General features: G+C 31.1%; 14 protein-coding genes. 10 read left to right on the forward strand and 4 right to left on the reverse strand.

The window, feature by feature from the left end:
• Positions 1 to 17 precede the first annotated feature (17 nt).
• The 4 genes from H3Z83_RS09465 (at position 18) to gltX (ending at position 3424) form a co-directional block, all read left to right on the forward strand.
• Complete coding sequence (locus H3Z83_RS09465; protein WP_182125245.1) at positions 18 to 815, forward strand: hypothetical protein; 798 nt, start codon at positions 18 to 20, stop codon at positions 813 to 815.
• A gap of 144 nt (positions 816 to 959) precedes the next feature.
• Positions 960 to 1145 (forward strand): hypothetical protein, encoded by a 186-nt coding sequence (locus H3Z83_RS09470; protein WP_182125246.1) that lies wholly within the window; start codon positions 960 to 962, stop codon positions 1143 to 1145.
• Positions 1146 to 1625: 480 nt separating this feature from the next.
• Complete coding sequence (locus H3Z83_RS09475; protein WP_182125247.1) at positions 1626 to 1808, forward strand: hypothetical protein; 183 nt, start codon at positions 1626 to 1628, stop codon at positions 1806 to 1808.
• A gap of 98 nt (positions 1809 to 1906) precedes the next feature.
• Complete coding sequence (gene gltX, locus H3Z83_RS09480) at positions 1907 to 3424, forward strand: glutamate--tRNA ligase (RefSeq protein ID WP_182125248.1); 1518 nt, start codon at positions 1907 to 1909, stop codon at positions 3422 to 3424.
• Positions 3425 to 3474: 50 nt separating this feature from the next.
• Here gltX and H3Z83_RS09485 read toward each other — a convergent pair whose 3' ends face one another.
• Together H3Z83_RS09485 and H3Z83_RS09490 are read right to left on the reverse strand one after the other, a co-directional pair.
• The gene (locus H3Z83_RS09485; RefSeq protein WP_182125249.1) at positions 3475 to 4068 is read right to left on the reverse strand and encodes a porin family protein; all 594 of its coding nucleotides are present in this window, start codon (positions 4066 to 4068) and stop codon (positions 3475 to 3477) included.
• Between the two features lie 53 nt (positions 4069 to 4121).
• Positions 4122 to 4556, reverse strand: a complete 435-nt coding sequence (locus tag H3Z83_RS09490; RefSeq protein WP_182125250.1) for a tellurite resistance TerB family protein — start codon at positions 4554 to 4556, stop codon at positions 4122 to 4124.
• A 610-nt stretch (positions 4557 to 5166) separates the two neighbouring features.
• Between H3Z83_RS09490 and H3Z83_RS09495 the strand changes: the two genes are divergently transcribed.
• The 6 genes from H3Z83_RS09495 to H3Z83_RS09520 all read left to right on the forward strand — a co-directional run bounded on the left by H3Z83_RS09495 (position 5167) and on the right by H3Z83_RS09520 (position 11738).
• Positions 5167 to 5511: a hypothetical protein gene (locus H3Z83_RS09495; protein ID WP_182125251.1), complete on the forward strand. Its 345-nt coding sequence runs from the start codon at positions 5167 to 5169 to the stop codon at positions 5509 to 5511.
• Complete coding sequence (locus tag H3Z83_RS09500; protein ID WP_182125252.1) at positions 5501 to 5710, forward strand: hypothetical protein; 210 nt, start codon at positions 5501 to 5503, stop codon at positions 5708 to 5710. The genes H3Z83_RS09495 and H3Z83_RS09500 overlap by 11 nt, the downstream gene beginning before the upstream one ends.
• Positions 5711 to 5828: 118 nt before the next feature.
• Entirely contained in the window at positions 5829 to 6578 is a 750-nt protein-coding gene (locus tag H3Z83_RS09505) for a hypothetical protein (RefSeq protein ID WP_182125253.1), read from the forward strand.
• A gap of 196 nt (positions 6579 to 6774) precedes the next feature.
• Positions 6775 to 10107, forward strand: coding sequence for a transcription-repair coupling factor (gene mfd / locus H3Z83_RS09510; protein WP_182125254.1), 3333 nt, complete (start codon positions 6775 to 6777; stop codon positions 10105 to 10107).
• A complete protein-coding gene (locus H3Z83_RS09515) occupies positions 10107 to 10967 on the forward strand; it encodes a DMT family transporter (RefSeq protein WP_182125255.1) in 861 nt (286 codons plus the stop codon). The genes mfd and H3Z83_RS09515 overlap by 1 nt, the downstream gene beginning before the upstream one ends.
• Positions 10968 to 11027: 60 nt before the next feature.
• Positions 11028 to 11738: a DUF6503 family protein gene (locus H3Z83_RS09520; protein ID WP_182125256.1), complete on the forward strand. Its 711-nt coding sequence runs from the start codon at positions 11028 to 11030 to the stop codon at positions 11736 to 11738.
• On the opposite strand, the gene H3Z83_RS09525 is transcribed toward H3Z83_RS09520, so the two are convergent.
• Both H3Z83_RS09525 and dprA read right to left on the reverse strand, forming a co-directional pair.
• Positions 11735 to 12793 (reverse strand): hypothetical protein, encoded by a 1059-nt coding sequence (locus tag H3Z83_RS09525; protein ID WP_182125257.1) that lies wholly within the window; start codon positions 12791 to 12793, stop codon positions 11735 to 11737. The two genes, H3Z83_RS09520 and H3Z83_RS09525, sit on opposite strands and share 4 nt — an antisense overlap.
• Before the next feature lie 29 nt (positions 12794 to 12822).
• Positions 12823 to 13920 carry a DNA-processing protein DprA gene (gene dprA / locus H3Z83_RS09530; RefSeq protein WP_182125258.1) on the reverse strand — a complete coding sequence of 366 codons (1098 nt, stop codon included), beginning with the start codon at positions 13918 to 13920 and terminating at the stop codon, positions 12823 to 12825.
• Positions 13921 to 13933: the final 13 nt, after the last annotated feature.

Consider the following 13933-nt stretch of genomic DNA (forward strand, 5'->3'; position numbering starts at 1 on the left):
AACTAAAAACAAAAAAGATGAAAAAACTAGCCATTTTAACTCTACTATTTACTTCAGTTAATTTCTTTGCACAAAGTCCGTGGACCAAAAATAAGGACGAAGGGTATGTACAATTATCGTATACTACCATTTCTAATTATGATAAACTTTTTGGTAAAGACAACGACATTATCTTACCTAGAAAAATATCAGATAATACACTTCAATTATATGGAGAATATGGTCTTACCGATAAAACGACTTTATTAACTGTTTTACCATTAAAAATTTTATCAGGTATTAACGATAAGATTATTGCAGGTAATATTCAGTTAGGAGTTAAGCATAATTTTTATAATAAAAAATGGTTGATTTCAGGACAATTAAATGTTGAAATGAACATATCAGAATATGATGCAACCTCAGGTTTACGATCTGGTTATGATGCATGGACGTTTACGCCGATGGTTTTAGCAGGTAGAGGTTTTGATAGATGGTATATTCAAGCATTTACAGGCGTTGATCTTCGTACTAACGATTACAGTAGTAGCTTTAAATTAGGAGGAGAAATGGGGTATAAAGCAATAGATTGGTTATGGATTGCTGGTTTCTTAGATGGTGTAGCTTCTTTAAAAAATGGAGATATAATGTTACCAGCCGAAAACTTAGCAACTGGTTTATATGTTAACGATCAAAGTTTTGCAGCATTCGGATTAAAATTTATCGGAGAATTTAACGATAGCTTCGGAGCAAATATTGGTTTTGGAGGTGCTTTTGCGGGTAGAAGAGTTGCCAAAGCCCCAGCAATAAGTTTTGGATTGTATCAAAAGTTTTAGACTTATAATATTAAATATACTAAAGCGAGCATTTGCTCGCTTTTTTTATGTAAAAATTTATGGTTTTCCCATATTTATTTTACGGTTTTTTCAAAGTATATATGTTTTTAACTGTTTAATTTTAAACAACTTAAAACTTATAGTATGCTTAAAAAAATTTCAAACTTAGGAATTAGCCTAAACAAAACAGAACAAAAATCTATCAATGGTGGTTTTGGTGGAGGAACTATGCAATGCGCTACAAATAGCGATTGTGATATTCTTAATTCTTATCCAGGTATGGAACATGAACGTTTCTTTTGCTTCTGGGGTTATTGTCAAATATCTTAAAAACTTATATTATGTTTAAAAATATTTCAAGTATTGGGTCTACATTAAGTAAGAATGACCAAAAATTGATTCAAGGAGGTGCTCCGTTTATTTGTTCGGTTTGTGTAGATTTTTGTAGATCGCAAAATTTTCAAACTAAAGAAGAGTTTAGTGCTTGTTTTTATGATTGTAAACAAGATCTATGTTAAAAAATAAGAAGTAGATTTCAGATTATTTTGTATTAGGATTTTTAATCTTACATTTTTTATATATGATAAAAAAATCGTATATTTAGTATCTAAATCTTTTTTTAATGGGATGATAAATAAAATTTGTATTTAGTTTAACATCCCCTTAATAATGCCCACATTGGTGGGTATTATTATTTCTACCATTTATTAATTTTTAGTTAAGTAAGGATTATCCTTACTCTTTTTATGGTTTTTAATCAATATAAATATTTTTAACTATTTAGATTTGAGAAATTTAAAAAATCATATTATGTTAAAGAACATTTCAAACGTAGGAAAAGTATTAAAAAAACAAGAACAACAATCTATAAAAGGAGGTTATAATTTAGGGGAATGCCCACCACAATATAATCACCAGTGTTTTGAAGGAGGACCATTTTATTGTAACATTCATAAATTACCAATTTGTGTTGAATTACCTCATGAAAATTAACATATATAATACGTTTCAGTATTTAATTAAAAGCTCTCTTTTGAGAGCTTTTTTTATGCTCATATTAAAACTATCTTTGCGCTTTCAAATCAATAAAAATGACTGAGAACGTAAGAGTACGATTTGCTCCAAGTCCAACAGGACCTTTGCATATAGGTGGTGTAAGAACCGCTTTATTCAACTATTTATTTGCTAAAAAATACAACGGAACATTTGTGTTACGTATCGAAGATACCGATCAAACACGTTATGTTGCCAATGCAGAACAATATATTATAGATTCTTTAGAATGGTGTAATATTCCTTTTGATGAAGGACCAGGAAAGAATGAAAAATTCGGACCGTATCGTCAGTCAGAACGTAAAGATTTATATAAAAAATATGCCGATCAGTTAATAGAAAGCGGTTGGGCATATTATGCCTTTGATACTGCTGAAGAGTTAGATGCACATCGTAAAAACCACGAAGAAAATGGTAAAACATTTACGTATAACTGGCATAACCGTGAAAAGTTAAACAGTTCGTTGGCTTTATCGACTGAAGAAGTTAAGGCTAAATTAGAAGCGGGCGATAAATATGTAATCCGTTTTAAAACTCCACAAGATGAAACTTTGATAATGGAGGATGAAATACGTGGAACAATTAAGATTGACACCAATGTTTTAGACGATAAAGTATTGTTTAAATCAGACGGAATGCCAACTTATCATTTAGCAAATATTGTAGATGATCATTTAATGGAAATCTCTCACGTTATTCGTGGTGAAGAATGGTTACCATCAATGGCGTTACACGTGTTATTATACAGAGCTTTTGGTTGGGATGCACCAAAATTTGCACACTTACCATTAATTTTAAAACCAGTAGGTAAAGGAAAATTAAGCAAGCGTGATGGTGATAAATTAGGTTTTCCAGTATTTCCATTAGAATATACCAACGAACAAACAGGTGATGTTTCACGTGGATATAAAGAAGACGGTTATTTTGCCGATGCTTTTATAAACATGCTAGCTTTATTAGGGTGGAACCCAGGAACGGAGCAAGAAATATTCTCTTTAGAAGGATTGATTGAAGCATTCGATTTAAGCCGTGTAAGTAAATCTGGTGCTAAGTTTAGTCCAGATAAAACCAAGTGGTTTAATCAACAATATTTACAGCAAAAATCTGATAAGGAATTAACAGCTTTATACATGCCTATTCTTTCGGAGAAAGGAATTACTACTGATGAAGCTTTCGCTGAAAAAGTAGTTGGCTTAGTAAAAGAACGTGCTACGTTCGTGGCTGATTTCTGGGAATTATCAAACTTCTTTTTTGTAAACCCTGAAGAATATGATGCGAAAGCAGCGAAGAAACAATGGAAAGAAACTACGGGAGAATTAATGCAAGAATTAGTTTCGGTAATTAAAAATATTGAAGATTTCTCGATCGAGAATGCACAGACCGAAATTAAAGGATGGATAACTTCTAAAGAAATTGGTTTTGGTAAAGTAATGCAACCGTTACGTTTAAGTTTAGTTGGTAAGTTAGCTGGACCAGATTTGTTTGATATCATGACAATGATTGGTAAAGAAACCACAGTACAGCGAATAGAAAACGCTATCAACAAATTATCATAAAATAAAAAAGCCGCTAAACAGCGGCTTTTTTTATACTTAAAAATTTATTTTTAAAACTGGTTGTAATAACATGAAGCCCCTGTTTTACCAGCCGACCCACGTTTACCAGTATTGTTCCAATTTAGTTTAAATACTACTCCTAAAGTTCCTTGTATATGAGAACGCATGCTCTCAAAACTTTCTAAAGAGTGTTTGTAATATAGTTGCGGGTTGATACCCATTCTATCGGTAATCCAATAAATTCCACCGGCACCCACATTAAGCGTAGGAGTCATTTTACGTTCAGAATCTACAATACTACCACCGACAAAAACATAGGGACTAAAGTTCTTTAAAATTGCATCAAAATTATAACGTAACGATCCATCCATCGAAAAATATTTTGCAGAGTTGCTAATAAAACCAACATCGTCTATTGTGTTAAACGACATGGCTCCATCTAACGAAAGTCTTTCACCTAATGGCATTGTTATACTTAATACTGGTACTTGAAATAAATATCCGTCACCAATAAAAGCAGCATCACTTTCACTAAATTTTGTAATCCCCATTCCTACCCCTATTTGCCAAGAGTCGTTTAAGTTTTGCGAAAACAAATTAATTGAACAACAAAGTACAATAAGCAGCAGAATTTTATTTCTCATGGTAGATTGATTTATAATAATAACTTGGTTAAAGGCAATTTAGTATAAATAAATTAAACTGCGTTTACTTTTTTAATTGCACTGGTAAAATCATCAAGATCATTATCGTTCATTACCAAGTGTATGGCTTCGTCGCAAACCTTTTCAATATTATCTAACGGAAACTGTAAAGCTACCGCAGTACGTTGCATTAAAGTTACTTGCTCTCTATCTACATGTTCATCGGCAAAAACCATTTTTGTTAAACGGTATAAACGCTCAATACGCTCATCGTAACTTACAGGCGGATTTACAGGAAACTTTTCTGGATTCTTTAAAATCTCAGCATATTCAGTTTTACTGATGTGTAATTTTTTTGCAGCTCTATCTAATAATTGTTGTTCACCATCGGCAATAACACCATCGGTCTTTGCAATTTTTACCACACTGGCAAAATGCCCAATTTCTTGTTTGTGTTTTCCGCTAGCATATAAATCTGATATCGACATAGTTTTTTGTTTTTTGTAATTAGTATCGTTTTCTTTTTAGAAGCATTGATGTAAAAAAAGTCACCAAAAACTTTTTACTAAAGTTAAGAAATTTCGACAAAAACACAGTATTAGTTTTTTTTATAATGTTGTTTAAAAAAATAAATTATAGTAATAAAACTGACTTATTTTTACCTGTTTTTTAGTGGTTTTTAAAAAGGAGATTATAATATCGCTGTTTTAGCTCTTTTCTCGGCTTAAAACTATATTAAAACACGTTTTTACTATAAAACTAGATAGCCAAGTAAAATTTAGAATACACGAATAAATAAAAAGAATATTCTTATTGTTTTTACTGTATTTATTCTGTAAGTTTAACTGCGAAAAATTGAAAAAGAAATAGTCCCCTATTTTCCTACCTTATTTTTCTAATAAATGATGATGCATATAATTTCTCTTACGGATTGCCGTAAAAGAAGTTGAATTTGTACGCTTAATTTGGTGTGCGTTAAAAAAGAAAAAACAAAACACTATTACGTTGTTTATATAACTTTTAAAAATGTATAGTAGTATCTTTTAAAAATTATATAAGGAAGTTGACAATAATTAGAGAAACTAACCATAATTTGAAATGAGTGAAATACCAAATTTGACGGGAAATACTGGAATTGAAATAAAAAAGAAGTTAAGTTATTTATTAACTTGTCCTAAATGCTCTTCAGATATTGACGTTACTGATATAAAATCAAATGCGCATATTCAATGTAAAGGTTGTAATAATGTAACTTGGAGACCTGATTACAATCCTCCTTGGTGGGCAAAAACTAAAAATTTCGTTTTATCATTAATAGGAACTTTGATAATCGGAATAGTTAGCACTTACATAGTGAATAAAATATTTGAAAAAGAAAAGATGGAATTAAATAACACGGAAAACTCAATTTCTGGCAAAAAAACAAACACAAATGGGAATTAATATAGGAGGAGTTGATATAGCTCAATCAGCATTAGATTCTGAATACAGAATACTAATATTAGAAGAATTAGTCGAAAAATTAATAAATAAAATGGGAGGACAAAATCTTTTATCGAGTGCAGAACTAGAAAAAATTAGAGAGAATTCTTTGAAAAAATTACAAGCTAAATATCCCAATGCAGGACTTGAAAAAAAATAACTATAACTTCAATTATTGAGAGTTTGACTATACCCTGAAATCATTAGGAATTACTCAAGCCGAATGTTTAATCTTATAATTAGCAATGGTAGTAAGAGACCGTTAACAATATTTTAAAATGACATTTTTATTAATAATTATTGGAATATCATTACTTGTTTTTAATATATGGAATTTAATTTCCTTGAATAGTTTAAAAAAAAATTCATCCAAAAAAGATAAACAGTTAAATGATGCCAAGTACTATGAACTTAAATATAAATCTGAATTTATAGTAGCTGTTTTTTCGATAATTGTAGCTGTTGCTGGTTTATTAGGATACAACACTTTGAATAGTGCTAAAGATGAAATAAAATTTGACTTATTAAAAAAAACAAAATCTATTGATTCAATAATCAATATTACGGAAAAGAGAATAAAATTAAAGGATTCATTATTACATAATATAGAATTAAAACAAAATATAATCAATTCTAAGATACCAGTAAATGAGGAAAAAGTAAATGCTCAAAATTATCAAATTTATCAAATTCAAAAAGTAATTTCTGATTTAAACAAGAATAATAAAATAAAACAAAGCTTTTATCTTGTTAGAGATTTATCACTTGAAATTAATAAAGATTATTATAATACTTATAGGTTTGAAGATTTAAAAACAAATATAGGTGACAGACTTCCCAAATTTGTAAATAAACCATTCATAATAATAATTCCTGAATCCACAACTCACTTAGCTAATATTAGAACAGATAATGTTACTGTAGATAAATTTTCTGCAACAATAGTTGGTGGCTATACATCATTGAATAACTCTGACGATGAGCCTGACAAATTTAAATTTAGTATTATGATAATCGAGAGTAAATAATTATTTCAAACATCATATATAATTACAAGTTTTAAACTATTTATCAAAACGTTTGCTGACTTTCTATTCGGTTTTTTTATTAAATTTAATGGTTATCAATGGAATAAAAATTACACAAATACTTTAAAATTAATTTTATCAACCATAAAATCCAACAAAAAAACATTCCTCGTATCTTTGCGTAAATTTTTTTAGGTTGAGTAAGCAAACTATTGTAAATCATTACCAACAATCGGGTAACGTAAACCAGATTGTTAGCGCACTTCAACAAGAACAACACCATTTTCAAATAACGAATTTGGTTGGTTCTTCGTTGTCTTTTGTTATATCAGAAAGTTTTAAAAAAGCAGATAAACCGTACTTGTTAATTTTTAACGACAAGGAAGAAGCTGCCTATTATTTAAACGATTTAGAGCAATTATTAGGCGATAAAAATGTGTTGTTTTATCCAGGTTCGTATCGTCGTCCGTATCAGATAGAAGAAACTGATAATGCCAATGTGTTATTGCGTGCTGAGGTTTTAAACCGCATTAATTCGCGTAAAAAACCAGCGATAATAGTTACCTACCCTACTGCCCTATTCGAAAAAGTAGTTACTAAAAAAGAGCTCGAAAAAAACACCTTAAAAATTACGGTTGGCGAAAATGTATCGCCCGATTTTGTAAACGAAGTATTGTTCGAATACAATTTTAATCGTGTAGATTTTGTGACCGAACCTGGTGAGTTTTCATTACGTGGAGGAATTATCGATGTATTTTCATTTTCGAACGACGAACCCTATCGTATCGAGTTTTTTGGCGATGAGGTAGATAGCATCCGAACCTTTGATGTAGAAACCCAACTTTCTAAAGAAAAACTGAAGAAAGTGAGCATTATGCCGAATGTAGAAAACAAAGCGCTACAAGAAAGTAGAGAGAGTTTTTTAAAATACATTTCGTCTAAAACCGCCATTTTTGTTAAAAACACAGAGATTCTTACGGGTAATTTAGATAAGTTTTACAGAAAAGCAGAACTGTCGTTTAACGAATTATCAGAAGAAGTAAACCACTCGAAACCATCAGAATTATTTTGTAATGGCGAGCTGATTAAAAATCAATTAAACGATTTTACTACGGTAAACATTGGTACTTCTCAAAAAGATGGATTACCAAAAGTTAGTTTCGATACCCATCCGCAACCGTCTTTCAATAAAAAATTCGACTTGTTAATTCAGAATTTTAACGAGTTTTCAGCCAAAGGATTTACCAATTATATTTTTTGTGGAAATGAGAAGCAAGCGCAACGATTCCACGATATTTTTGACGATGGAGAGCAAGAGGTTTCTTATGAAACCATTGTATTTCCGTTATACCAAGGTTTTGTTGATTTAGAAAATAAGATTGTTTGTTATACCGATCATCAAATATTTGAGCGTTATTATAAATTCCGCCTTAAAAATGGATACGCGAAAAAACAATCCATCACCCTACAAGAATTAACCAAGTTAGATGTGGGCGATTATGTAACGCATATCGATCACGGAATTGGAAAATTTGGAGGCTTACAAAAAATTGATGTAGAAGGTAAAAAACAAGAAGCCATTAAGCTAGTGTATGGCGATCGAGATATTTTGTATGTAAGTATTCACTCATTGCACAAAATATCGAAGTTTAACGGTAAAGATGGTAAACCACCAAAAGTATATAAATTAGGTTCTGGCGCTTGGAAAAAAGTAAAACAGAAAACCAAAGCTAGAGTAAAACATATTGCGTTTAATTTAATTCAGTTATACGCCAAAAGAAAACTACAAAAAGGATTTGCTTTCGGACCCGACACACACATGCAGCACGAGTTAGAAGCAAGCTTTTTATATGAAGACACACCCGATCAGTTTACATCAACACAAGATGTAAAAGCAGATATGGAAAAACAACAACCGATGGATCGTTTGGTATGTGGAGATGTAGGTTTCGGTAAAACAGAAGTGGCGGTTCGTGCGGCTTTTAAAGCGGTAGACAACGGAAAACAAGTAGCCATCTTAGTGCCCACTACTATTTTGGCGTTTCAGCACTTTAAAACCTTCTCAGAGCGTTTAAAAGACTTTCCGGTTACAATTGATTACCTAAACCGTTTTAGAACCACAAAACAGCGTAATGGCGTTTTAGAAGGGGTTACCAACGGAAGTGTAGATATTGTTATTGGTACGCATCAATTAACCAATAAAAAAGTAAATTTTAAAGATTTAGGTTTACTGATTATTGATGAAGAGCAAAAATTTGGAGTAGCAGTAAAAGACAAGTTAAAAACCATAAAAGAAAATGTGGATACGTTGACGTTAACGGCAACACCAATACCAAGAACTTTACAGTTTAGTTTAATGGCAGCGCGTGATTTATCAGTAATAAAAACGCCACCACCAAACCGTCATCCAATAGAAACCAATGTAATTCGCTTTGGAGAAGAAACTATTCGTGATGCGATTACCTATGAGATTTCACGAGGAGGACAAATCTTTTTTATCCATAATCGAATAGAAAATATTAAGGAAGTAGCAGGTTTATTACAACGTTTGGTACCCAATGCAAAAATCGGAATTGGGCATGGGCAAATGGAAGGTAAAAAGCTTGAAGAACTGATGCTTGGTTTTATGAATGGTGAGTTTGATGTTTTGGTATCAACTACGATTATCGAAAGTGGATTGGATGTACCAAATGCCAATACTATTTTTATTAATAATGCCAATAACTTCGGATTGTCAGATTTACATCAAATGCGTGGTCGTGTAGGGCGTTCTAACAAAAAAGCATTCTGTTATTTTATCACGCCGCCGTATCATATGATGACTGATGATGCACGAAAAAGAATTCAAGCATTAGAGTTGTTTTCTGATTTAGGAAGCGGATTAAATATCGCGATGAAAGATTTAGAAATCCGTGGAGCTGGAGATTTATTAGGTGGTGAACAAAGCGGATTTATTAATGATATTGGTTTTGAGACTTATCAGAAAATATTACAAGAAGCCATTGAAGAACTAAAAGAAAACGAGTTTAAAGAACTCTACCCAGTTGATGAAAATAAGACGAAAGAATATGTAAAAGAAGTTCAGATTGATACTGATTTTGAAATTTTGTTTCCTGATGATTATGTGAATTCAGTTACTGAACGATTGAGTTTGTATAACAAACTTGGAACGCTAACTAAAGAAGAAGAATTGTTAGAGTTTGAAAGCCAAATTACCGATCGTTTTGGTGAATATCCTAAACAAGTACAAGACCTACTAGATAGTGTTCGTATTAAATGGTTAGCTAAAGAGTTAGGTATTGAAAAGATTATTTTAAAACAAAAACGCATGCTAGGGTATTTTGTATCCGATCAACAAAGTGATTTTTACCAAACCGAAGCGTTTTCTAAAATGTTACAGTATGTACAACGCAACCCGAAAAGTTGTGTAATGAAAGAAAAGAAAACTAAAAATGGACTGAGATTACTCATCACATTTATAAAAATTGATTCGGTAAATAAAGCTTTACAAACATTACAGAAAGTATAATGCAAAACACACATGTTAAAAACCTTTTTGGTTTATTATTAGCAACGTTATTTATAAGTACTTCGGGTGTTTTAGGTAAATATATCGCAATGCCATCTGAAGTAATTGTATGGTTTCGTTCTGCTTTTGCCATGTTATTTTTGTACATCTTTTGTAGATTTAAAAAGATTGATTTAGCGATAAAATCTAACAAGCATGTTGTTCCGTTTATTGTTAGTGGAATTTTTATGACAGCCCATTGGATTACTTATTTCTATGCGTTAAAGCTCTCGAATGTTGCGATAGGAATGTTGTCGTTATACACCTTTCCGGTAATGATTGCTTTTTTAGAACCTTTGTTTTTAAAGGTAAAATTCGATCCTATTTATATTGTTTTAGGCTTACTGGTACTGCTTGGTTTGTACATCTTAGCGCCTAGTTTTAATATAGAAAGTTCGAACGTTCAAGGAATTTTATTTGGCTTACTTTCTGCCCTATGCTATTCGATTCGGATTTTAATTTTAAAGCAATATGTGGTTCAGTATAACGGAATGTCATTGATGTTTTACCAAACATTAATCATTACTATTTGTTTGTTACCGGTACTATTTTTTATGGATGTTTCTGGGTTCGAAAGTCAGTACCCATATGTGTTATTATTAGCATTACTAACCACAGCAATTGGGCATAGTTTAATGGTGCATTCTTTGCAATTTTTCTCGGTATCAACCGCAAGTATTATTAGTAGTGTGCAACCTATTTTCGGAATTATTTTAGCGTTTATTTTCTTAAATGAAATTCCCACGTGGAACACTTTTTTTGGCGGAAGTTTAATTTTAGCAACGGTGGTTATTGAGAGTATTCGAAGTAAGAATAATTAATTTAACATAGCTTTAGTATAAACAAAAACGTTTTTTGATTTACTTTATAAAAACTTTAATATGAGATATCTACTACTTTTTTTAGTTATAAGTTTTGTTGGTTGTGAAACCAAACAAGAACAGTTAGATGGAAAATTACTTCTAGAAAAAAGTAGTCAGTTTCATGACAAAAACAATGAATGGAATACTGCTGATTTTACAATTCATATTCAAGAACCTAGAGTTGGTAACCCTTCCAGATACTCAATAGTTTCATTAAACAATAAAGACAATTCGTTTGAATTACAAAGAAATAGAGAACAACATATTTCTACACACAAAATAGATGAAAACGGAAGTGTTACGTTATTAGATGGTGAAGTGATTACAGATTCCTTACTTATAAAAAAGTATCGCTTAGAACCTAAAAGAAACAAAAGATACCACCGTTTTTATAAGACTTTATTAGGCTTACCAATGTCCTTGCCTAATGAAATAAAAGAAATGAATGCAGTAGAAGAAGCTGTTTTTAATTCTGTTGAGAGTTATAAAATTCCTATCGAATTAAAAGAGCCATTATTTTCTAAACATTGGGTGCTTTATTTATCAAAGAAAGAGCATAAGATTTTAGGACTAGAAATGGTTTTTCCAGATGATGCTACAAAAGGAGAACGTTTAGTTTTTGAGGGAGAATTTAAATTAGGAAATTTGATACTTCCTAGAATTCGCCATTGGAGAGAATTGTCGAATGAATATTCAGGGTCTGATATTATTATTGGAGAAGTGAATTAAGAAATACGCATGTTTTCATAATTACGCTTTACAAAACCGAGTGCAGTTTCTAGTATTTCACCCATATTATTACTTTTCTTAAATAGGATATCTTTTGTAAAATCGAAAATCTGATTTTTTAGTAAATCAATATTTTTTTCAGTTGAAATACTATCGTTTTTCATGCAAAAAACCAACTGATCTACTCTATTTTCCGAGCTTAAAATACGTTTTGCTACAATCGATCTTTCTTCTAGTTTGTATTGTTCAATAGATTTTTCTTGAAGCTTATCTCCCACTAATGCAACCATTAAAAAATTTTCTTTAAAAAACTGTGGATAATACACCTTAAATTTCCCTTCAAAACATTGCTGATCAAAATCGATGGCACGAATTCTATACACTACATGATCAAAATCATGTACAGGTACAATAACGTAATTATACGAACGCATATCACCCAATAAACGAATCATACAACGTTCGTTAAACTTTACAAATTCTTTTGCTATTTGTGCTTTTTCAGATTCGGTACATTTAGGTAAAAACTCTTTAATAAAAACATCTCCAGGAATACCAGCAATATGTTCTTCAATCAACGTGTCTTTATACACTAAAAAGTTGAGGTTGTAAGGCGATAATATGTGTTCTAGTTCTAATCCGTAAACACGAGAAGCATCGGTTTTTTTAACATAGAAATACGTAAAATTGTCGTTTAAAATATTACGGATTTTAACTCTAAAAGGTTTTGAGTTTCCGAAAGTACAATAGTCTATCGCGTCTACATTTAAATACGGAATGGTGTCTTCATTTCCGTTTGAATGCAATATGGTGTATACTTTTTTAAGACTTAAATCTATTTCTTGTCTTTCAAATTCTGAATAATAGGTGCGTACCCAAAGTGTATCTTCATCATTTTTATCATATACCACTACAGACCCTTGAAAGCGCAATAAATCATCATAAAAAATAGGAATTTTAATGTTTCTACTATGCTCTGCTAAATACGTGTGCAATTCTTCCGATACAGGAAAAGCAGGCTTTTTTTGAGACATTAATTTTTCTTCTGATGACATGTGAGTTGTTTTATCAAAGATAAATTAATTTATATCTCAAACAATTTTCCAGGTAAAGGTTTTACAACTCCCTTAAGCTCCATTTGAATTAATATTGAAGATAATTTATATACTGGAATATCACAATTTAAAGCAATAACATCTAATAATTGTTTGCCGTTTTGTTGCAAATAATCGTAAACTTTTTGTTCAATGTCTGTAAGGCTTACAAACAATTCTTTTTGCTTGGGTGGTGAAGTTTTTGACAGATCCCAGTTGAGCATTTTTACAATATCATCAGCAGATGATAATAAATGCGCTTGGTTGTTTTTAATTAAATTATTGCAACCAGTACTATAAATATCGTTAGCTCTTCCAGACAAAGCGAACACATCTCGATTGTAAGAATTAGCAATATCAGCAGTAACTAAAGAACCTCCTTTTTTAGCAGACTCAATAATAATAGTTGCTTTAGATAAACCTGCTACTATGCGATTTCGTTTTAAAAAATTTTCGCGCATAGGTTGTTCGTCATGCCAAAACTCGGTAATGAACCCACCATTTTTGTGTACTTCGCTAATATATTTTTTATGTGTTTTTGGGTAGATAGTTTCAAACCCATGCGCTAGAACTCCAGTGGTTTGCAGGTTGTTTTTTATGGCTGCTTTATGAGCACAAATATCTACACCGTAAGCAAAACCACTAACAATAATAGGATTGTAATCTTTTAAATCCTCAATAAGTTGATTACAGAAATCACGACCGTATGAAGTAATATTCCGAGTACCAACAACCGAGATAATTTTTTGATTGCTGAGGTCTATGTTTCCCTCTTTAAAAAATAGGATTGGAGCATCAATACAATGTTTTAAATTTTGAGGATAATCATCTTCTAAAAAATAAGAAAAACCAATATTTTTTTGTTGAATATAGTGTAGCTCCTCCTCTGCCCTTTTTAAATTTTCATTAGCAAATAAACTATCGGTAACATGTGTACCAATTCCGTTAATTTTATGTAGTGTGTTTTTAGATTCTTTAAACACTTGTTCAACATCACCAGTGGCAGCGATTAACTTTTTAGCAATAATATCTCCAACGTTTTTAGTAGCTTGAAGTTTTAGTATTGCCAAGAGCTTTTCTGAATTCATCTGGTAATAATTT

The organism is Tenacibaculum pelagium (assembly GCF_014062345.1).
Classification (GTDB): Bacteria; Bacteroidota; Bacteroidia; order Flavobacteriales; family Flavobacteriaceae; genus Polaribacter; species Polaribacter pelagius.

Excerpts from the sequence above, each read along its gene's own strand:
- H3Z83_RS09465 (WP_182125245.1), top strand. The coding sequence starts at position 18 with ATGAAAAAACTAGCCATTTTAACTCTACTATTTACTTCAGTTAATTTC.
- H3Z83_RS09470 (WP_182125246.1), top strand. The coding sequence starts at position 960 with ATGCTTAAAAAAATTTCAAACTTAGGAATTAGCCTAAACAAAACAGAA.
- H3Z83_RS09475 (WP_182125247.1), top strand. The coding sequence starts at position 1,626 with ATGTTAAAGAACATTTCAAACGTAGGAAAAGTATTAAAAAAACAAGAA.
- gltX (WP_182125248.1), top strand. The coding sequence starts at position 1,907 with ATGACTGAGAACGTAAGAGTACGATTTGCTCCAAGTCCAACAGGACCT.
- H3Z83_RS09485 (WP_182125249.1), bottom strand. The coding sequence starts at position 4,068 with ATGAGAAATAAAATTCTGCTGCTTATTGTACTTTGTTGTTCAATTAAT.
- H3Z83_RS09490 (WP_182125250.1), bottom strand. The coding sequence starts at position 4,556 with ATGTCGATATCAGATTTATATGCTAGCGGAAAACACAAACAAGAAATT.
- H3Z83_RS09495 (WP_182125251.1), top strand. The coding sequence starts at position 5,167 with ATGAGTGAAATACCAAATTTGACGGGAAATACTGGAATTGAAATAAAA.
- H3Z83_RS09500 (WP_182125252.1), top strand. The coding sequence starts at position 5,501 with ATGGGAATTAATATAGGAGGAGTTGATATAGCTCAATCAGCATTAGAT.
- H3Z83_RS09505 (WP_182125253.1), top strand. The coding sequence starts at position 5,829 with ATGACATTTTTATTAATAATTATTGGAATATCATTACTTGTTTTTAAT.
- H3Z83_RS09515 (WP_182125255.1), top strand. The coding sequence starts at position 10,107 with ATGCAAAACACACATGTTAAAAACCTTTTTGGTTTATTATTAGCAACG.
- H3Z83_RS09520 (WP_182125256.1), top strand. The coding sequence starts at position 11,028 with ATGAGATATCTACTACTTTTTTTAGTTATAAGTTTTGTTGGTTGTGAA.
- H3Z83_RS09525 (WP_182125257.1), bottom strand. The coding sequence starts at position 12,793 with ATGTCATCAGAAGAAAAATTAATGTCTCAAAAAAAGCCTGCTTTTCCT.
- dprA (WP_182125258.1), bottom strand. The coding sequence starts at position 13,920 with ATGAATTCAGAAAAGCTCTTGGCAATACTAAAACTTCAAGCTACTAAA.